This is a genomic window from Streptomyces hebeiensis (assembly GCF_052983195.1).
The window spans coordinates 158,074-176,620 of sequence record NZ_CM129812.1 but is presented as its reverse complement, the minus strand read 5'-3'; the positions used below and the strand labels follow the sequence as shown (position 1 = coordinate 176,620).

The 18,547-nt window shown below is 73.9% G+C and carries 15 protein-coding genes and 1 pseudogene; 12 read left to right on the top strand and 4 right to left on the bottom strand.

Annotated features, from left to right (window positions below):
• Positions 1–80: 80 nt before the first annotated feature.
• Together ACU6P3_RS00735 and ACU6P3_RS00730 are read left to right on the top strand one after the other, a co-directional pair.
• Positions 81–1,142: an alpha/beta fold hydrolase gene (locus ACU6P3_RS00735; RefSeq protein WP_447195419.1), complete on the top strand. Its 1,062-nt coding sequence runs from the start codon at positions 81–83 to the stop codon at positions 1,140–1,142.
• A gap of 92 nt (positions 1,143–1,234) precedes the next feature.
• The gene (locus ACU6P3_RS00730; protein ID WP_447195418.1) at positions 1,235–2,197 is read left to right on the top strand and encodes a DUF2510 domain-containing protein; all 963 of its coding nucleotides are present in this window, start codon (positions 1,235–1,237) and stop codon (positions 2,195–2,197) included.
• 40 nt (positions 2,198–2,237) lie between these two features.
• Here the strand turns inward: ACU6P3_RS00730 and ACU6P3_RS00725 are convergent, their stop codons facing one another.
• The 4 genes from ACU6P3_RS00725 to ACU6P3_RS00710 form a co-directional block, all read right to left on the bottom strand.
• On the bottom strand, positions 2,238–3,401 hold the full coding sequence (locus ACU6P3_RS00725; RefSeq protein ID WP_447195417.1) for an oxygenase MpaB family protein: 1,164 nt from the start codon (positions 3,399–3,401) through the stop codon (positions 2,238–2,240).
• Positions 3,402–3,514: 113 nt separating this feature from the next.
• On the bottom strand, positions 3,515–4,570 hold the full coding sequence (locus ACU6P3_RS00720; protein WP_447195416.1) for a polyprenyl synthetase family protein: 1,056 nt from the start codon (positions 4,568–4,570) through the stop codon (positions 3,515–3,517).
• Entirely contained in the window at positions 4,560–4,835 is a 276-nt protein-coding gene (locus ACU6P3_RS00715) for a polyprenyl synthetase (protein WP_447195415.1), read from the bottom strand. Before ACU6P3_RS00715 ends, ACU6P3_RS00720 begins: the two co-directional genes overlap by 11 nt.
• A 223-nt stretch (positions 4,836–5,058) precedes the next feature.
• Positions 5,059–5,637: a cupin domain-containing protein gene (locus ACU6P3_RS00710; RefSeq protein ID WP_447195414.1), complete on the bottom strand. Its 579-nt coding sequence runs from the start codon at positions 5,635–5,637 to the stop codon at positions 5,059–5,061.
• Positions 5,638–5,892: 255 nt separating this feature from the next.
• Here ACU6P3_RS00710 and ACU6P3_RS00705 point away from each other — a divergent pair.
• The 10 genes and pseudogenes from ACU6P3_RS00705 to ACU6P3_RS00660 all read left to right on the top strand — a co-directional run.
• Positions 5,893–6,315: pseudogene (locus ACU6P3_RS00705) on the top strand (RrF2 family transcriptional regulator); the annotation flags it as partial.
• A gap of 248 nt (positions 6,316–6,563) precedes the next feature.
• Positions 6,564–7,568, top strand: a complete 1,005-nt coding sequence (locus ACU6P3_RS00700) for a DsbA family oxidoreductase (RefSeq protein WP_447195413.1) — start codon at positions 6,564–6,566, stop codon at positions 7,566–7,568.
• A 990-nt stretch (positions 7,569–8,558) separates the two neighbouring features.
• Positions 8,559–10,166 carry an ABC transporter substrate-binding protein gene (locus ACU6P3_RS00695; RefSeq protein ID WP_447195412.1) on the top strand — a complete coding sequence of 536 codons (1,608 nt, stop codon included), beginning with the start codon at positions 8,559–8,561 and terminating at the stop codon, positions 10,164–10,166.
• A complete protein-coding gene (locus tag ACU6P3_RS00690; protein WP_447195411.1) occupies positions 10,163–11,269 on the top strand; it encodes an ABC transporter permease in 1,107 nt (368 codons plus the stop codon). The genes ACU6P3_RS00695 and ACU6P3_RS00690 overlap by 4 nt, the downstream gene beginning before the upstream one ends.
• Complete coding sequence (locus ACU6P3_RS00685; RefSeq protein WP_447195410.1) at positions 11,266–12,534, top strand: ABC transporter permease; 1,269 nt, start codon at positions 11,266–11,268, stop codon at positions 12,532–12,534. Before ACU6P3_RS00690 ends, ACU6P3_RS00685 begins: the two co-directional genes overlap by 4 nt.
• Entirely contained in the window at positions 12,518–13,687 is a 1,170-nt protein-coding gene (locus ACU6P3_RS00680; RefSeq protein WP_447195409.1) for an ABC transporter ATP-binding protein, read from the top strand. Before ACU6P3_RS00685 ends, ACU6P3_RS00680 begins: the two co-directional genes overlap by 17 nt.
• The gene (locus ACU6P3_RS00675) at positions 13,684–15,030 is read left to right on the top strand and encodes an ABC transporter ATP-binding protein (protein ID WP_447195408.1); all 1,347 of its coding nucleotides are present in this window, start codon (positions 13,684–13,686) and stop codon (positions 15,028–15,030) included. The genes ACU6P3_RS00680 and ACU6P3_RS00675 overlap by 4 nt, the downstream gene beginning before the upstream one ends.
• A complete protein-coding gene (locus ACU6P3_RS00670) occupies positions 15,027–16,412 on the top strand; it encodes an acyl-CoA dehydrogenase family protein (protein ID WP_447195407.1) in 1,386 nt (461 codons plus the stop codon). The genes ACU6P3_RS00675 and ACU6P3_RS00670 overlap by 4 nt, the downstream gene beginning before the upstream one ends.
• 111 nt (positions 16,413–16,523) lie before the next feature.
• Positions 16,524–17,711 (top strand): LLM class flavin-dependent oxidoreductase, encoded by a 1,188-nt coding sequence (locus tag ACU6P3_RS00665; RefSeq protein WP_447198168.1) that lies wholly within the window; start codon positions 16,524–16,526, stop codon positions 17,709–17,711.
• Complete coding sequence (locus ACU6P3_RS00660) at positions 17,708–18,508, top strand: alpha/beta hydrolase (protein WP_447195406.1); 801 nt, start codon at positions 17,708–17,710, stop codon at positions 18,506–18,508. The genes ACU6P3_RS00665 and ACU6P3_RS00660 overlap by 4 nt, the downstream gene beginning before the upstream one ends.
• Positions 18,509–18,547: the final 39 nt, after the last annotated feature.

The window sequence follows — 18,547 nt, the reverse complement described above, 5'->3', positions numbered from 1 at the left end:
GCGGCGTTCGCATGCTGGGGCCCGAACACGTCGCGCGCCGCCGTTCCGAAGCGCCGACGACCTCGCGCAAGGAGCAGCCGATGCAGCAGCCCGCCGTCACCCCCGCGCCGATCGCGCCGATCGCGCCGATCGCGCCGACTGTCCCGGAAGCCCGGCACCGGCTGGTGGACGTCCCCGGGGGCCGCATCCATCTGGTGGAGCAGGGCACCGGGCCGCTGGTGCTCCTGGTGCACGGGTTCCCCGAGTCGTGGTACTCCTGGCGCCACCAGCTCCCGGCCCTCGCCGCCGCGGGCTTTCGCGCGGTGGCCGTCGACGTGCGCGGGTACGGGCGTTCGGCCAAGCCCCGTGCGGTGGACGCGTACCGGATGCTGGCCCATGTCGCCGACAACGCCGGTGTCGTGAGCGCGCTCGGAGCCACGACCGCGACGGTCGTGGGACACGACTGGGGTTCGCCCATCGCCGCCAACTCGGCGCTGCTGCGGCCGGACGTCTTCACCGCCGTCGGGCTCCTGAGCGTGCCATACGCGCCGCGCGACGGGGCCCGGCCGAGCGACGCCTTCGCGAGGGTCGGCGGCGACGACGAGTTCTACGTGAGCTACTTCCAGGAGCCGGGCCGGGCGGAGGCGGAGATCGAGCCCGATGTGCGCGCGTGGCTGGCCGGTTTCTACACCGGGATCTCGGGCGACACCATGCCGGAGGGCGGCGAGGGGGCGCTGTTCTTCGTGCCGAGGGACGGGAAGATGGCCGACCGCTTCCCGGCCCGGGGCACCGCGCTGCCGTCCTGGCTCTCCGAGGCCGACCTCGACGTCTACGCCGGTGAGTTCGAGCGTACCGGTCTCACCGGGGCCCTGGCCCGCTACCGCAACGTCGACCGGGACTGGGAGGACCTGGCAGCCTGGCACGGGGCGCCGATCACCCAGCCGTCGCTGTTCATCGGCGGCACGCGGGACGCCTCCACCACATGGATGGGGGACGCGATCGCGGCCTTTCCGACCACTCTGCCCGGGCTGGTGTCCTGCCACGTTCTCGAGGGGTGTGGACACTGGGTGCAGCAGGAGCGGGCCGAGGAGGTCAACCGCATCCTGGTGGACTGGCTGCGGGCCCTGCCCGCGACCCCGGACACCCCGACAACGGTGATCTGAGGGCCGGTTGGAGTCGCCGCACCGGTCCGTGCCGGCAAGGATTCTCATGGGCCTCTTATCGCATATTAAGAGAGTGTGTTTAGGCTGGGGCTGTGACGCATACGACTCCGCCCGGCTGGTATCCCGACCCGGGTCACTCAGGTGACGGTCCCCGCCAGGAACGGTGGTGGGACGGGGCGGTCTGGACCGACGAACTGCGCGCTCCCGCCCCCGCCGCCTCCGCCGCGTGGGGACCGCCCGCCCCGCCGCCCTACCCGCCGTCCCCGCCGGGGTCTCCGGGCGGGCGCGGGCGCCGGGTCGCCGTCGGCGTCATCGCCTCCGTGGTGGTGCTGGCCGTCGCGGGCGGGTTCTATCTGCTCGGGCAGGGCACGGACGGCGACAGCCCGGCGGCCGAGGCCCGTTCGGGCGCCTCGGCGGCCCCGTCGCGGCCGGGGCAGGAAGGCCAGGCCCCCGACGACGGACAGCGGGAACCGGGCGGCCCGGACGGCGAAGGCGACTCGCCCGGACAGCCGCGGACCGAGGAGGGCTACGCAACCGACGCGGCCAGCGGCATAGCCATCCCCGTGCCGGACGGCTGGAAGGGCGAATCCGGCCCCGTCGGCGCCGGCGTGACCACCGGGACCTACGCCTGCCCCGGTGAGACGTCCCAGCAGTGTGTGCGCGGTGGGGTGTTCAGCGCGCCGGCCGCCGCGCTGAAGATCAAGGGAGCCACGGCGAAGGCGGCTGCCGAGCAGGACATCGAGGCCAACGCCGAGGAGTCCTACGGCGGCGACACCTACGGAGAGATCTCCTCGCACGAGGAGTTGAAGGCCGAGGAAGTCACCGTCGCCGGGCAGAAGGGCTACCTCGTGCGGTGGAAGGTCGTCACGGCCAAGGGGGACGACGGCTATGTCCAGTCGCTCGCCTTCCCCTCGCCCGCCACACCCCGGCTGATGGTCGTCGTGCGGTCCGGTTTCGACGTGAACGACAAGGCGCCCGAGCTGTCGGTGATGGACGAGATCACCCGGGGCATCAAGGCCGCCGCGGGCGGCGGCGGAAGCGGCCGGGACGTGTGATTCCCGCCCGCCCCGGGGCGGGCGGAGCGGAGCGCGCGCGTCACTCGGAGACCGTGGCGGCCGGCGGCGTCCACCGGCGGGTGCGGGGCACCGCGCCGGACACGCCGTAGTCCTTCCGGAGGTGTTCGGGAATGGCGTAGTGCATGACACGTCCGCGGGTGAGCGAGGACAGCTCGAAGACGGTGGTGAGGTGACCGAGGCGGTCCAACGCCCAGGCGCCGAGGGGCGAGCGGTCCTCGACGCTCTCCAGTACGCCGAGAAGGTGGGGCACGGCCCTGACAAGGGTGTCCCACGCGGTGCGGGGCACCTGGAGCCAGTCGGCGCAGGTGTCTCCGACGAGGTGGCGAACGAGAGCGGAGACGACCGGGTCGAAGAAGGTCCCGGGCACGACCTCCTCGTAGAGGTCGATGAGCTGCCGGGTCAGGCGCGTGCCCTCCTCGGAGGGCCCCATGTACCGCAGCATGTAGTCGTCCAGGAACCGGCGGGCATCCTCGAGAGTCCTGGGGACGGTGTCCTGGTCGATGCCCAGCATGGCACCGACCACACGCCAGGCGTAGTAATAGGATTCCGCCCCCTCCGTCGACATGTGGACACCCAGGCGGTGCAGGCTGTCCAGCACGAGCAACGAGAAGAACATCTGTCCGCCGATCATGTCCTCCTGACAGATCGGCGTGCCGAGTGTCGCGGTGTCCCACCGGTTCTCAGCCGTGAGGTGGTGGCGGATGGAGGCATGCAGAAGACGGACCTTCTGGGCGGCGGGCACGAACCGGCCGCCTGCCTCGAACGCGTCGGGCCGCATCAGATAGACGGTGAACTGACCCGTCTCCGCCATGCGTTTGGACGGATACTCCAGCCCGTGGGTGGTGGAGAGCAGCTTCGCCACGTGCGGGACGAGGTAGCAGGCGGGCATGGAGGCGAAGGACAGGGCGGTGGTGATGTGGACGTTGTTGTCGAGGAAGAACAGCCGCGCCTTCTCCATCTCGCCCCAGTCGACCCAGGCCGGCGGGGCGCTCGTGACCTCGAGGTACTCCCGGGCGACATCGGGCAGCCCCTCCGGCAGGGGAGCGCCGGAGGTGGAGACGTAGCGCATCAGGGTGTTGAACGTGCCCACCTCCCCGCGTTCGAAGAGTGCGGCGACCGTGGCGTCGGCGAGCTCGTCACCGGCCTGCCGGAGGGCGTCCATCGATGTGTCGGTGCGGTTCATGCGGGGTTCCTTGTCATCCAAGGGAGTGGTCATCCACGGGAGTTGTTGTCCACGAAGGGCGGGTGAGACGGCGGGAGGGGACGGCGCGGACCCGCGCCCGGCCGGCGCGCGGGTCAGGACGGACGGACCGTCGCCGCGTGTGCCAGCGTGGTCAGGGCGATGGCGGCGTGCGTGGGTACGGCCAGCTCGTGCAGAGCGTCGAGTGCTTCCTCGACCCGTGCCGCGATCATGTCCTCGACGCGGTCGGGCGCCTTCAGCCGTCGCATCACCTCGCGCACCGCGTGCAGGCCCTCTCCGCCCGGATCGCGGCGGCCCAGGAGAGCGCGCAGTCGCGCCCGCTCGTCGGCACCGGCGACCCGCCAGGCCTCGGCCAGCAGGGCCGTGGGCCGGTGGCCGCGTATGTCGTCGGTGTTGGCCTTGCCCGTCCGTTCCGGGTTTCCGAACAGGCCGAGCAGGTCGTCCCGCAACTGGAACGCCTCGCCGAGCGGCAGCCCGTACGCGGAGTAGCCCTCGCGCAGCCGACCGTCGGCCCCCGCCAGGGCCCCGCCGATCAGCAGAGGCTGTTCGACGGTGTACTTGGCCGTCTTGTACCGGATCACCTTCAGCGAGTCCGTGGTGTCCGGATCGGCCCCCGTGCGCAGGATCTCCAGGCACTCACCCGCGATCAGCTCCCGGGCCAGTACCGACCACAAGGGACGAGCCCGCGCCAGGTACGCGGTGGGCAGACCGCTGGTGACGAACAGCTGCCCGGCCAGCGCCGTCAGCAGATCCCCCACCAGCATCGCCAGCGACCTGGCGGCGGTGGCACCACGCGGACGACGGCGTACGGCGTCGCGCAGCGCGATGTGCGCGGTGGGCCGGCCGTGCCGCAACGGGCTGTCGTCGATGAGATCGTCGTGCACCACCGCGGCGGCGTGCACCAGCTCGAGCGAGGCCGCCGCCCGTACCAGCGCGTCGCTGTCCGGCTGCCCCACCGCGCGCCAGCCCCAGTAGCAGAACGCCGCGCGCAGCCGTTTGCCGTCCGCGACCGCGGCCTGAAGCTGTTCCGCCACCGGGTCCAGGGCCGGGTCGATCGCGGCGAACTGCTCCGCCTCGTGGGCGACGAACCGGCGCAGCACTTCGTCGACGCGGGCCTTGAACGCGGCCGGCTCCCACCGTTCAGGCGCCATCGGAGGCCCGCCGAGCCAGGGCGTGCCGGGCGAGGACCTCCAGGTGCGCAGGGGTTACGGCGGCGTGCCGGTCCAGCACGAGCCGCCCCCGGGCCGTCAGTTCGTGCTCGGCCTCCGCCGCCAGTTCCGCGGCGTCCGAGCGGCGCAGCAGCTGCCGTACACCGCCCAGGGCCGAACCGAGCGTGCTCACCGCCAGATCGGCCAGCCCCGCTGCCAGCAGCACAGCCCGCTGGTCCGGACTTCCGCGCCCCGCCTCTTGGGTCATGCCCTCTCCCCACCGCAGCACATCCACGCGGCGCGCCACGCGCCGCTGCTCCCAGCGTTACGTCACACCGGGCGCGACAGGGGAGGAAATCACCATCGAGTGATCGCCTCGCTCGTCTGTGCGGATCGTGCGGTCGGCAGTCTTCGACGCCGGTGGCCGTCCGGGCGGGAACAGGTGTCCGGCGTCGGCCGATTCCTCCGGTCCTCCGGACCGGCGCTCGCTCCTACTCCTGTTCCCCCTTCAGGACATACAGTTCGGGCAGATTGACGACGATCGCCTCCTGCGTACTACGGGCGATCACCACCACGGCCTCGTCCTGGGGGCTCGGGTTCTCCTCGCGGTGGGGCACGTAGGGCGGTACGAAGATGTAGTCACCGGGTGAGGTGCGGATCCGGATCTCCTCCGCCGTACCACCGGAGTCGTCCAGGAAGACGAACTCCGGATGCCCCTTGACCACGTGGATCGCCGTTTCCGAGGCGCCGTGGTGGTGGTTGGCCGACGCGGTGTCAGGGGCGACATGCGTCTGTCCCATCCAGATGCGCTCGGAGCCCACGCTGTTCCCGCTGATCGCCGCGAAGCGGCGCATCCCGCCGGTCTGGGCGGTGTCCCCGTCGAGGGCGTCCGCGCGGACGTGGTGCAGCCGGGCCCGCAGGGGCAGCGTGCTGTGCGGCGTACCGTCGTGGCCGTGGTCGTGGTCCGGCAGATCCGGGTGGAAGGCGTCCTTCCCGGCGTCGGCGGGGGGACAGGGCGCGGCGGCGGGTGCGGTGTCGGGCCGGTGCGGAGGCGTGCTGTGCGAAGCCATGGGACTCCTGCTCGTCGGGGCGCCGCGGGCGCGGGGTCGCGGCCCCGACCGTAGAGAGCGCGGCGAATGGATGTCAAGATGTGTCCATTACCGCCGAGCTGGGAGTTTCCGGCTTTCCGGCGGTGTGCCCGGGGGCACTGACAGCGGCGCTGCCCGTGCGGGTCCGCACGGATCCGCACGGGACCGGCACGGGGAACCCGGTCGGGCGCCCGGACGGTACTTCTTGAACGACGAACTCGAGGAGACGGTGCGCACATGCAGATCTCGGCGAAGGCGGACTACGCGGTACGGGCGCTGGTCGAACTCGCCACCGACAGCGGCCGGCCGCTGACCTGTGAAGGCATCGCGTCCGCGCAGGACATCCCGTTCCGCTTCCTCAAGTCGGTCTTCCGGGACCTGCGGCGCGCCGGGCTCGTCCGCAGCCAGCGGGGCTGTGAGGGCGGGTACTGGATCGGCCGGGACCCGGCCGCGATCAGTGTGGCCGAGGTGATGACCGCGGTCGACGGGGAGTTCCTCACGCTGCGCGGCGCGTCACCGGAGACGCTGCGGTACCCGGGCGCGGCCCGCGGACTGCCGGACCTGTGGCACGCGGCCGGGGCGGCGGCGCGGTCGGTGCTCGACGGGACGACCATCGCCGTCCTCGCGGCTGAGGCGTCCGCGGCGCCGGGGACGGCAGGGCCGACGGGGCCGACGGCCGCGATGGGGACGGCAGGGGCGCCGGGGGCGGCGCAGGCGGAAGCAGACATGCGGGAGGCCGCCCCGGCGGCCGGGTCCGCCGCGCGCGGTGTCCTCCCGGCGGTGCCGGCATGAGCGGGCGGCGGGACCGGGTGGACGGTGGCGGAGAGCCGGTACCGGCTCGGACGCCGGGGCGGGCCCTTGACCGGGCTCCGGAATCGAACTCCCCGCCGCGACCGGATTCGGACCCCTTGCCGGGACCGGGATCAGGTCCTCTGCCGCGGCCGCAATCGGGCCCGCCGCCCGGTCCCGGAGGGCCGAGCCCGGTCGCGGCAAGCAAGGACAGCGCCGCGGACTCGGCCCACGACCTCGTCCGCGTCACCGAGTTCACCGACCCCGCGTGCCCCTGGGCCTGGGGATCCGAACCCGTCTTCCGGCTGCTCCGGCAGTCCCTCGGCCCGCGCACCCGCTGGCGGACCGTCTTCGGCATCCTCTTCGACGAGGACGACGATCCGGCCCCCGACCCCGACGCCGAGGCCCGGTGGTACGAAGGGTTCATCCGTGAGGTCACCGCGCACACCGGAGCCCCGTACGCCCCCAGGCTGCACTGGCTGACCCGTACCAGCCTGCCCGCCTCCCTCGCCGCCACGGCCGCCCGTTCACAGGGGCCGGTGACCGCCGAGCGCGTCCTGCGGCGGCTGCGCGAGAGCACCTTCGTCCTCGGTACGCCGGCCGACACCATGGACGGCGTCCGCCACGTCGTGCGGGGGATCCCCGGGCTGGACGTCGACCGGCTGCTGCGCGAGGCCGCCGCGCCCGAGACGGTACGCGCGGTGCGCGCAGACCGGGCCGAGACCCGGACTCCCGTGCCAGAGGTGCTGGGCATCACCGGTCCCGGTCCGCACCCGGGGCGGGCCAAGGAGTTGGGGGAGCGGCGGTACCGCTACGCCCTGCCCACGCTGCTGTTCGACGGACCGGGCGGCCGGGTGTGCGTCCCGGGCCGGCGCCCGGTCGCCGAGTACCTGGAAGCGGCCGGAAGGGCGGCGGGCGGTTCGGGTGCGGTTGTTCCCGTACGGCTGTCCGCACCGGCCGCGCTGGCGCGCTGGCACAGCCTCAGCGGCCCGGATCTGACCCTGCTCACCGACGCGGCCGGGCCGCCGACCGGTGCGCTGCGGATCGAAACGGCGAACGGCCCGTTGTGGCTCGGGCCCGAGGAAGCGCGTGACTACCCCGCGCCCTACCGCCCGCGCCGTTGACCCGGACGACGGGCACGACGAACGACGCCGTTCTCGGAGCGGCGGCCGCTCCGCGTCGCGACCGGCCCCGGTCGACGCCGGCCCTCGCCGGTCCGTCCGCCGACGGGGCCCGAGCGGCCGCGCCATACGGTGCGACGCCACCGTCCTTACCCGGGACGGGAGATGAACGTGCAGGTCGTCGGCGGTATTGGCGGACTCGGCGATGGATCTCGGACAATGAGACACCTGTAGGTGTCCATTGACAGCGTCCCGCCGGACGCAGAGGATACGAGTCATGCATTCGATGCACCCAGGCGTGGTCTGCCGCTACGTGGATTACCGGCGCACCTCCAGCGCCCTCTGTCGCTGATCCGACCGCCGACGCAACCCTGTTGAAGGCGTCGGCACGCGGCCCCGCGCGTCTCACCGTCGCACGGCGGGAATGTGCCTTCCGGTCACGGCCGGCCGATCGGCCGGCCAGTGGCCTTTCCCGTCGCCCCGGATGTCGGGGAAGCCGGTCCCACGCGTCGTCGGCCGCCGGGCCCCGGAGCCCGGGGTGACCGGCCGGTCCGCCTGACGACGGCGCTCCCGCTCCCGCTGTCACGTCGTCGGCGGCCGCTCGGCATCCGTCGTGCCCGACCGCCCCGTCCTCCGAGGCCGCACCCGCGCACGTCGGTTTCTCCCCGTCCTTCCCTCGCCTGCCCGGCAGCGGGAGGTTCGCCCGCCGCCGCCTCGCTCGGCCTGCCCCGATCAAAAGGGCGGCCAGTGGTTTCGTCCGCCTCGCTGCCGCGGCGACGATTCGCCCCGCGACTCCGCCGACCGCCCGGGGGCACACCGCACGACTGCCGTGCGGCACCGGCGTTCTTCTCCCCCATCCGCTTCGTGCGTCTTCGTTCCTCCCCGTTCCCTCCCGTTCTTCTTCGTTCCTCTCGCCCGGGCCACCCGACCGGGCGCCCATGGCCCGCCCGTGTACCCGAACGCGTCGGCTCGGCCCAGAAAGGTGGCGTACCCATGCCGATCCTCCCGACCCCCACCACCGCCGGCGGGGCGGCCCGCCGGGGCGCCGCGTCGCCGGCCGCTCCGACGCCGTCCGCCGGCCCCGGTCCGGGCCGGCGTGCCTTCCTCGGACTCTCACTCGGCGTGGGTGCCGCGCTCGGCCTGGCCGCCTGCGGCGGACAGGCCACCACCGGGGCCGGCGGCAAGGGCGGCACCCTCAAATGGGGCTGGAACCTGACCACCTCCTGGGACCCCATCACCTCCACCGCGGGCTGGGACGTGCACTCGCTCTCCCTCGTCTACGCGGGACTCACCACGCTCGACGAGGCGGGCGACGCCAGCCCGGCCCTGGCGAGTTCGTGGACGTACAACGACGCGGGCACGGTCGTCACCTTCACCCTCCGCCAGGGGCAGAAGTTCACCGACGGGACCCCGGTCGACGCGACCGCCGTGAAGAAGAGTCTGGAACGCGGGCGTGACGACGCGAAATCGCTGGTCGCCTCCCAACTCGTCGGCGTCAAGGAGGTCATCGCGGTCGACGCGCACACGGTGCGACTGCGGCTCAGCGAGCCCGACTTCCAGATCCCGCTGCTCCTCGCCGGCAAGACCGGCATGATCGTCAACCCGAGGGTCTTCGAGACCGACGCCGCGAGCCTTGCCACCCGGCCCGCGGGCGCCGGGCCGTTCACCCTCGTGTCGTACGTCCAGAACGACAAGGCCGTCCTGCGCCGCAACCCCACCTACTGGGACGCCGACCGGATCAAGATCGAGAACTTCGAGCTCCACCCTCTCCCGGAGCCCTCCACCGTCGTCGCCTCCCTCTCCTCCGGGCAGTACGACGTCGCCCAGATACCCGGCAGCCAGGTCCAGGCCGCCCGCGCCGCCGGCCTGGAGGTCCAGGTCATCCCGTCCATGGTGGTGGCCGTCCTCGACGTCCACACCGGCAAGGAACCCTTCACCGACCCGAACGTGGCACTGGCCCTCAAGTACGCCGTCGACCGCGAGGAACTGCTGAAGACCGCTTCCTTCGGACACGGCGAGGTCACCCGCCAGCCCTTCCCCCGGGGATACGCGGGCCACGACGACGCCCTCGACAGGCTCTTCCCGTACGACCCCGACGAGGCGAGACGGCTGCTGGCGAAGGCCGGGCACGCCGACGGCCTGCACGTCACCCTCACGGCCCAGAACGCCGAGGGCGTACCGGAACTGATCCAGGCCCAGCTCAAGAAGGTCGGCATCACCGCCACCCTCGAGACCATTCCCTCCGCCCGTGCCACCCAGCTGATCTACGTCCAGCGCGCCAAGGCGTTCTACGTCGACCAGTTCGCCGGACGCGAATCCGCCACCCAGGGCTTCCAGGTCCTCTTCGGCAAGGAGGGGCTGATGAACCCCGGCCGCACCACCTCGCCCGAGCTGGAGAAGGCGTTGGGCGAGGTCCGCCGGACCCCGCTCGACTCGCCCGACTACCCGGCCGTGCTCCGGCGCGCCACCGGCATCGCCGTCCGGACCATGCCCAACGTCTTCCTCTACACGGTCCCGCGGATCCTGGCCCGGCACCCGAGGGTCTCCGAGATCCCCGCCTACACGGTCGTGCAGCGCTTCGAGGGGGTCACCGTCTCATGAGCGCGCCCGTACTGACGAAGCCCCGCCGCCCCGCCGGGGACGAGGCCCGCTCCGCCGGGGACGAGGCCGGCGCGACGCGCCGGTCCGCCGTGCGGCGACGGCTCGCCGCCGCGCCCGCGCCGCTCGGCCGGGTACTCCTCGTCACCGCGACCGTCTTCGTCCTGGCCTCCCTCCTCACCTTCGCGCTCGGCGCGCTCTCCGACGCCAATCCGGCCGCGGCCGTCCTCGGCGACATGGCCACGCCCGCCGACATCGCGCGGATGGAGGCGCGGTTCGGGCTCGACCAGCCGCTGTACGCGCAGTACCTCGGCTGGCTCGGCGACGCGCTCACCGGGGACCTCGGCGTCTCCTGGTTCACCGGCGTCCCGGTCGCCGACAGCATCGCCCTGGCACTGCCCGTGGACCTGTCCATCGCCGGGCTCGCCCTGCTGCTCGCCGTGGTGATCGGCGGCGCGGCCGGCATCGCCGCCGCCCTCAACGCGGGCGGACGGCTCGACCGGGCCATCACGCTCGTCAGCTCGGTGCCGGCCACGCTGCCGCCGTTCCTGATCGGCATCGTGCTGATCGTCGTCTTCGCGGTGCAACTCCGTGTGCTGCCCACCGGCGGGTACGTCCCGCTCGACCAGAGCCCGGGCCAGTGGCTGCGCCACGCGGCCCTGCCCGCGTTCGCCCTCAGCCTGGACGCCGCGGCCTCCCTCGCCCGGCAACTGCGCACGTCGCTCGTCGGAGCGTTGCGCGAGAACTATGTGACGGGGGCACAGATGCGGGGCTTCTCCACCCGGCGTGTGCTGTTCGGGCACGTGCTGCGCAACGCGGCCGGGCCCGCCCTCTCCGTCCTCGGGGTGAGCGTGCCGGTGATCCTGGGCGGCGCGGTGGTCACCGAGAAGATCTTCAACCTGCCGGGGATCGCCCAGCTGGCCCTCCAGTCCGCGGAGCAGCACGACATCCCGGTCATCCAGGGCACGCTGCTGGTGACCGTCGGGGTGGTCCTCGTCGCCAACATCGGGGTCAACGCCGCGCTCGCCGCGCTCGATCCGGCCGCCCGCCGACCGTTTCGCGGCCGGCGGCGTGGTGGGCCCGCCACCGAGGGGGGCGACCGATGAGGACCCTGCGCCGCACCTGGCGGCTGCCGTCGGCCAGGATCGCGCTGACCGTGCTCGCCCTGGTAGCCGGGGTGGCGGTGTTCGGCGGTGCCCTCGCCCCGCACGATCCGCTGGCACAGAGCCCGGCGGACATGCTGCGCGGGCCGAGTGCCGCGCATCCGCTCGGCACCGACTATCTGGGACGCGACGTCCTCAGCCGGCTCCTCGCGGGCACCGGCCGATCGGTCGTGGGCGCCCTGGAGGCGGTCGGGGCGGCGATGCTGCTCGGCATCGTCCCCGGCATCGCCTCCGTATGGCTGGGCCGGAGCGTCGAATGGACCGTCCAGAGGGTCGCCGACACGTTGATGATCATGCCCTTCACGGTCTTCGCCATCGCCGTGGTCGGCGCGCTCGGCAACGGCATGCACCAGGCCATGCTGGCGCTCGGTGTGCTCTTCGCGCCGCTGTACTTCCGGGTCACCCGGGCGGCGGCGCTGGGACTGCGGAAGGCGCAGTACGTGGAGGCGGCCGAGCTGATGGGCGCGTCCCCGTGGTGGATCCTGCGCACCCATGTCTGGGGCAAGATTCTTCCCACGGTCGCGGTCACCACGGCCCAGGCCGTCGGGCAGGCCCTGCTGGTCGTGGCATCACTGACCTTCCTCGGTCTGGGCGTCCAGCCGCCCGCGCCGACCTGGGGCGGGATGCTGGCCTCGGATCTCGGCTATCTGGCGCAGCAGCCGTGGGCGCCGCTGATCCCGGGCGCCGCCATCATGCTCACGGTCGGCGCGCTGAACATCCTGGCGGACGCGGTCCGGGACGCCGGCGCACCGGACGGCGCGGCGGCGCGGGGCCCGGTGAAGGGTGGCGGGAAGACCTGGCGGACGGCGCTCCGGTGGATGTCCCGCACGGCCCCGCCGGGAGCGCCCTGGCCGGAGCTCCGGCCGAACCCTCGGGCGCGGGTGGTCACCGAGGCTGAGGACGTGCCCGCCGTCGGCCCGGGCGCCTCGGCCGCCGGTGGGGGAGCGGCCGCCGTCGGCAGGCACGCGCCGACCGTCGGTTCGGATACGCCGGCCGTCGTCGCGGACGTGGGGGCGAACGGCCCGGCGGCCACGGCTGCGGCCGACGGGCCGGCCGGCCGTACCGACGAGGCGGTTCCCGGTCACCGAACCACGGACACGGACTCCGGTACCCATCCCGATCACACGCACGGACCCGACGCCCCCTCCGCCCACCGTCCGTCCACCACCGACCCCGAGGAGGTCGAGCACCGTGTCACCACGGGCTGAGTCCGTCCGGCCGGCGTCCGCGCCCCCTACTGCCCCCGGGGCGGCGTCCGCGTCCCGTACCGCCCCCGACGCGGTGCCCGCGTCCCGCGCCGGGCAGCCGGACCATCCGGACGGCCGCGCCGAGGACATGGGCCACGGCCCCGTCCTCACCCTCGACGGCCTCGACGTCACCGTCTCCGGCGGCGCCCACGCGGTACGCGGTGTGTCCTTCACCGTCGGCCGGGGCGAAGCGGTCGGCCTGGTCGGTGAGTCCGGCAGCGGCAAGAGCCTGACCTGCCGGTCCGTGCTCGGTGTGCTGCCGGCCGGCTGCCGGGTGACCGGCGGCCGGATCACCCTCGGTGCCTCCGCCGACGGCCCGGACGCCGCACTCACCACCCTCACCCGCAGGCAGTGGAACACCGTACGGGGCCGCCGCGTCGGCGCCGTCTTCCAGGACCCCGCCTCCTACCTCACCCCCTCCCTGACCGTGGGCCGTCAGCTCGCGGAACAACTCCGCGTGGCACGGGGACTGTCCAGGGCCGAGGCACACGCCCGCGCCGTCGAACTGTTCGCGGACGTCGGTCTGCACCGGCCCGGCGAGGTCTACCACCAGTACCCCTACGAACTCTCCGGCGGGATGCTCCAGCGCGTCCTCATCGCCATCGCCGTCTCCTGCTCCCCGGAACTGCTCATCGCGGACGAGGCCACCACCGCCCTCGATGTCGTCGTCCAGGCCGAGATCCTCGAACTCCTCCAGCGACTGCGGGCGGAACAGGGACTGGCCCTGCTCCTGGTCACCCATGACCTCGCCGTGGTCGCCGAGAGCTGCGACCGGATCGTCGTGATGTACGCGGGCGAGATCGTCGAGGACGGTCCCACCGCCGAGGTGCTGGCCGCGCCCGCGCACCCCTACACCGAGGCGCTGCTGCGGGTCGCGTCGATCGGGGACTGGGGCCGCCGGGAACTGGGCGTCATCCCCGGCCGGCCGCCGGAGACCGGCGCGGAGCTGCCCGGATGCCGGTTCGCCGACCGCTGCGCCCACGCCGTGACGGAGTGCGCCGAGAAGCCCGTCCCCCTGCGCACACCGGCCCCCGGCCGCCGCGCCCGCTGCCTGCGCGTACCCGCACGGCCGGGCACCGCACCCGTGTCCGTACCGGAAGGAGTCCCCGCATGACCACCGCGCCCACCTCCGGCGCGCCACGGCCGGCCCCGTCTCCCCGGCGCGGCGGACCGGCCGGACTCGTCGGACTCGCCCGTCGGTTCCGGCGGAGGGGACCGGCCACGGCACCCGATGAGCCGCCCCCGCCGACCGACGACCCGGACACCCTGCTGCGGATCAGCGCGCTGTCCGTCTCCTACGGCCGCCGGGCCACCTCGTCGAGCCGGGCCCGGGCCACCCGTGTGCTCTCCGGCGTCGACCTCACCGTACGACCGGGGGAGATCATCGGGATCATCGGGGAGACCGGCTCGGGCAAGACCACCCTCGCCCGCGCGGCGGTCGGTCTGGTGCCGCCCGACTCCGGTGGTGTCGCCTTCGAGGGGCGGGACCTGACCGGGCTGCGCGGCGGCGAGCTTCGGGAGTTCCGGCGCTCCGGGCGGGTGCAGTTCATGTTCCAGGACCCGCTGCGCTCCCAGGGCCCGGACCTGACGGTGCGCCAGATAGTGGCCGAACCGCTGGCCGCCGTCGGCGTGTCGACCCGGCGGGAGCGGGCCGTACGCGTCGACGAGGCGCTGGCCCTGGCAGGGCTGGAGGCCGACGTCCTCGGGTCGCGCACCCCCGGACAGCTCTCCGGCGGCCAGCGTCAGCGTGTCTCGCTGGCCCGGGCCATCGTCACCCGGCCCCGGCTCCTGTTCACCGACGAGCCCGTCAGCGCCCTGGACGCCTCCAATCGCAACCTCGTCCTCGGCCTGCTGGACCGGCTCCGCCGCGAGATGGACCTGGCCGTCGTGGTGATCTCCCACGACCTCAGCTCGCTCGCCGGAATCGCCGACCGGGTCGCCGTCCTCTACCGTGGCCGACTGGTCGAACAAGGGCCCATCGGCGAGGTCCTCACCCGGCCACGCCATCCGTACACGGCGCTGCTCACGGCCTCCGCGCCGAGCGTACGCCGTGAGGACCGCCCGCTGCCCGCACAGTTGCGCCCGGCGGCGGACCGGGGACCCTGGCCCGACGACGACGGGTGCGTCTTCGCGCCGCGCTGCCGTTTCGCCGGGCCCGAGTGCCACGACGAGCCGTCCCCGCGCGCCGTCGCCGAGCACGACGCCCCGGTGCGCAAGGACCGCGAGCGCGACGATCGGGCGGAGAACGACCCCGAGCACAGTGAACCCGCCCGGGCGGGCACCGAGCGCCCCGCCCCGGACCACCTCCTCCTGGACCACCTCCCCCCGGACCAATTCTCGCTCGGGCGGGGGCACTCGGTCGCCTGTCACCACTGGTCCAGCTGGCGCGACCGGCTCGCCGGCCCCACCGCCGGCCCTCGACCCGAAGACCGCATCGACCGGCCGGAGACACCGTGACCCGTACCGCGCCCCCACCACCGTCGTCCCCGGACTCGTCGGCCTCCGGCGATTCGTCGCCCACCGGCCGGCCCACCGAACGGGCCGTGGGATCCTCCACCGATCAGCGGGTCGCGTCGGACGCCGACCGCTCCGCCGCACGCCGCGCCGGTGCCGCGGCACTGCCGCCCCCCGCGTGGGAGCGGCTGCCCGCCGTCACCCGGGCACTCGCGGCCCGCGCGGCCGCACACGACCGTGCCGGCTCCTTCCCGTACGAGGGCGTCGAAGCCGTCCAGGACGCCGGTCTGCTCACCGCCACGGTCGCCGCCCGGCACGGCGGCCCCGGTGCCGGCCTGGCCGACACCGTCCGGATCCTGCGCGCTCTCGGCGCCGGGGACCCGGCCGTCGCGCTGGTCACCGCCATGACCCTGTTCACCCACGCCGCCGAGGCCCGCACCTCGCTCTGGCCGCGCGCCGCCTATGCCGAACTGCTCGACGAGGCGGCCACCGGCCCCGCCCTCGTGAACGCGCTGCGGGTGGAACCCGAACTCGGCAGTCCCGTGCGCGGCGGCCTGCCCGCGACCACCGCCCGCCGCCGGGGAGACCAGTGGCTGCTCACCGGACGCAAGATCTACTCCACCGGGGCGGTCGGGCTCAGCCGGATGCTCGTGTTCGCGCGGACCGACGAGGATCCCGTGCGGGTCGGCTCGTTCGTCGTGCGCGCCGGCAGTCCCGGTCTGACCGTCGAGCCGACCTGGGACCACGTGGGTCTGCGCGCCAGCCGCAGCGACGACGTCGTGCTCGACTCCGTACCCGTACCCGCCGACGACGTCATCGCCCTCACCGAGGCCGGCGACACCCCCGGGGCCCGCCCCGACCCGGAGACGGCCGCCTGGAACGCCCTCGGGCTGACCGCGCTGTACCTGGGCGTCGCGGGCGCCGCCCGGGACTGGCTGACCGGCTTCCTGCACGAGCGGGTGCCCACCGCGCTCGGCGCGCCGCTGGCCACGCTGCCCCGCTTCCAGAGCGCCGTCGGCGAGATCGAGGCCGCCCTGCTCGGCGCCGACGCCCTGGTCGACACCTTCGCCGCCCGTGTCGACGGCGGGGACCGACAGGCGGCGGAGGCGGCCGGTGCCATCAAGGTCCTCGGTACCCGTGCCGCCGTCACGGCCGTCGAACAGGCCGTCTCCCTCACGGGCAACCACGGTCTCACCCGGGCCAACCCGCTCCAACGCCACCTCCGTGACGTGCTGTGCGCCCGGGTGCACACGCCGCAGGACGACTCCGCCCTCCTCGCCACCGGCCGCGCGGCTCTCGACCGCGCGCTCGCGAACCGCTCCACCACGAACGATTCCACCAAGAACGGCTCCACCAATAACGGCTCCACCAGGAAAGGCGACTGATCCATGACGGACCCCACTGCTTCGCCCACCTCCACTGCCACCGGCGCCGTGACCGGTGCGGCGGCCACCGCACCGGTCTCCGCCGGACCGCCGTCCGTCGAGTTCATCGGCATGATCGGCACCCAGGACGCCTCCGAGACGAGGCCCGCCCGCGGTCCGGTGATCGACCGCGCCTACACCGCCCGGTTCGCCCGTGCCCACGAGGACGCCGGCTTCGACCGGATCCTGATCGGCTACAGCAGCGGCAGGCCCGACGGCGTCCAGGTAGCCTCGTACGTCGCGGCCCACACCGAACGCCTCGGGCTGCTGGTCGCGCACCGCCCCGGCTTCATCGCGCCGACGCTCGCGGCCCGTACCTTCGCCACGCTCGACCAGTTCACCGGCGGCCGGGTCGCCGTCCACACCATCACCGGCGGACACGACGTCGAACAGCGCAGGGACGGCGACTACCTGGACAAGGAGGAGAGGTACGACCGTACCGACGAGTACCTGGGCATCCTGCGCCGGGCCTGGTCCTCGTCCGAACCGTTCACGCACGAGGGCCGGCACTACCGGTTCGAGGACTACGCCTCCCACGTCCTGCCCGTACGCGAAGCCGGCATCCCGCTCTACTTCGGCGGTTCCTCCGAGGCCGCCTACCGCGTGGGCGGCAAGCACGCCGACACCTTCGCGCTGTGGGGCGAACCGCTGGCCGAGACCGCGGAACAGATCGCGTCCGTCCGCGCGGCGGCCGCCGCCGCGGGCCGCCCCGCCCCGCCCGGCATCAGTGTCTCCTTCCGCCCGATCCTCGGAGCCACCGACGAACTCGCCTGGGAACGCGCGCACCGCGTCCTGGACACCATCAAGCGGGGCGCGGGCCGGCCCTTCTTCGACCAGACGCGGGGCAGCCGGAACGAGAACGGACCGCAGAACGAGGGCTCGCGACGGCTGCTCGCCGCGGCGGCCAAGGGAGACCTCCACGACCGTGCGCTGTGGACCCCGACCGCCACCGCCAGCGGCGCGGGCGGCAACACCACCGCGCTCGTCGGCACGCCGGAAACCGTCGCCCGGGCCCTGCTCGACTATGTGGACATCGGCGTGACGACGCTGTTGATCCGTGGGTACGACCCGCTGGACGACGCCATCGACTACGGGCGTCACCTGCTGCCGCTGGTGCGCCAGGAACTCGCCCACCGCGCGGCGACCGCCGGTGCCCGGGACGGCGAGCCGGCCGGATCAGCCTCCGCCGGATCAGCCGCCGGAAGCGCCGCTGGGACCCCCACTCCGTCCGCCCTCCTTCCCGCCGGCAGCCCCCGATGACCGGACTGTCCGTGTCGCACGCCGTCCCGCCCTGGCTGCCGCCCACCGGTGTCGCGCCGCGCGGCACCCTGCTCCTGCTGCCCGGCCGCGGGGAACACCCGGGCGTCTACGAGCGTTTCGGCCGACGGCTCTCCGCCGACGGGTATGTCGTGCACGTACTCGACACCACCCAGGAGGACGAAACGGCGGACGTTCTGAGCCGCGCGGGCGAGGCAGCCGGCCCCGAGCCCACCGCGCCCGTCGTACTCGTCGGCAGCGACACGGGCGCGCTCCAGGCCCTGCACGCCGCCGCGACCGCCGACCGGCGACTCCCGGTCGCGGGCGTCGTCGTGGCGGGCGCGGCCCCGACCGGCTCGGGCGCGCCGCCGGCTGCCGGCGCGGAGGGCACCGGAGGAACCGGCGGCGGCGCGGAGGACGACTGGTCCTGGGACGCCGAACTGACCGCCCGTACGGCCTGCCCGACCCACCGCGAACGCCTCACGCGCGACGCGGAGTTCGTACGGGGCGGGCTGACCCGGCCCGTACCGGCACACCTGCGCCGCGAGGCGCTGCCGGCCCTGCCCGCCCTGGTGCTGCACGGTGCGGCCGATCCCGTCACTCCGCCGGCACACGCCCGCGATCTGGCCGCCCGGCTGCCCCACGGCACGCTCGGTGTCGTGCGCGACGGACTGCACGACGTCCTCAACGACGCCTCGCACCGGACCACGGCGGCGGTGATCGTGCTCTGGCTGGAGCGGCTGCGCGCCGACCCCGGGCTGCGGCCCATCCTGACCGTCGAACGAGGGGAGGAGCTGTGACGTGCCGGGCAGGTTCCCGGTCGGGCCGGGTCCCCGGCG

Coding starts and splice junctions, on each gene's coding strand:
- ACU6P3_RS00710 (WP_447195414.1), bottom strand. CDS start 5,637: ATGGCTTCGCACAGCACGCCTCCGCACCGGCCCGACACCGCACCCGCC.
- ACU6P3_RS00665 (WP_447198168.1), top strand. CDS start 16,524: ATGATCGGCACCCAGGACGCCTCCGAGACGAGGCCCGCCCGCGGTCCG.
- ACU6P3_RS00660 (WP_447195406.1), top strand. CDS start 17,708: ATGACCGGACTGTCCGTGTCGCACGCCGTCCCGCCCTGGCTGCCGCCC.
- ACU6P3_RS00685 (WP_447195410.1), top strand. CDS start 11,266: ATGAGGACCCTGCGCCGCACCTGGCGGCTGCCGTCGGCCAGGATCGCG.
- ACU6P3_RS00675 (WP_447195408.1), top strand. CDS start 13,684: ATGACCACCGCGCCCACCTCCGGCGCGCCACGGCCGGCCCCGTCTCCC.
- ACU6P3_RS00725 (WP_447195417.1), bottom strand. CDS start 3,401: ATGAACCGCACCGACACATCGATGGACGCCCTCCGGCAGGCCGGTGAC.
- ACU6P3_RS00695 (WP_447195412.1), top strand. CDS start 8,559: ATGCCGATCCTCCCGACCCCCACCACCGCCGGCGGGGCGGCCCGCCGG.
- ACU6P3_RS00715 (WP_447195415.1), bottom strand. CDS start 4,835: ATGACCCAAGAGGCGGGGCGCGGAAGTCCGGACCAGCGGGCTGTGCTG.
- ACU6P3_RS00735 (WP_447195419.1), top strand. CDS start 81: ATGCAGCAGCCCGCCGTCACCCCCGCGCCGATCGCGCCGATCGCGCCG.
- ACU6P3_RS00690 (WP_447195411.1), top strand. CDS start 10,163: ATGAGCGCGCCCGTACTGACGAAGCCCCGCCGCCCCGCCGGGGACGAG.
- ACU6P3_RS00720 (WP_447195416.1), bottom strand. CDS start 4,570: ATGGCGCCTGAACGGTGGGAGCCGGCCGCGTTCAAGGCCCGCGTCGAC.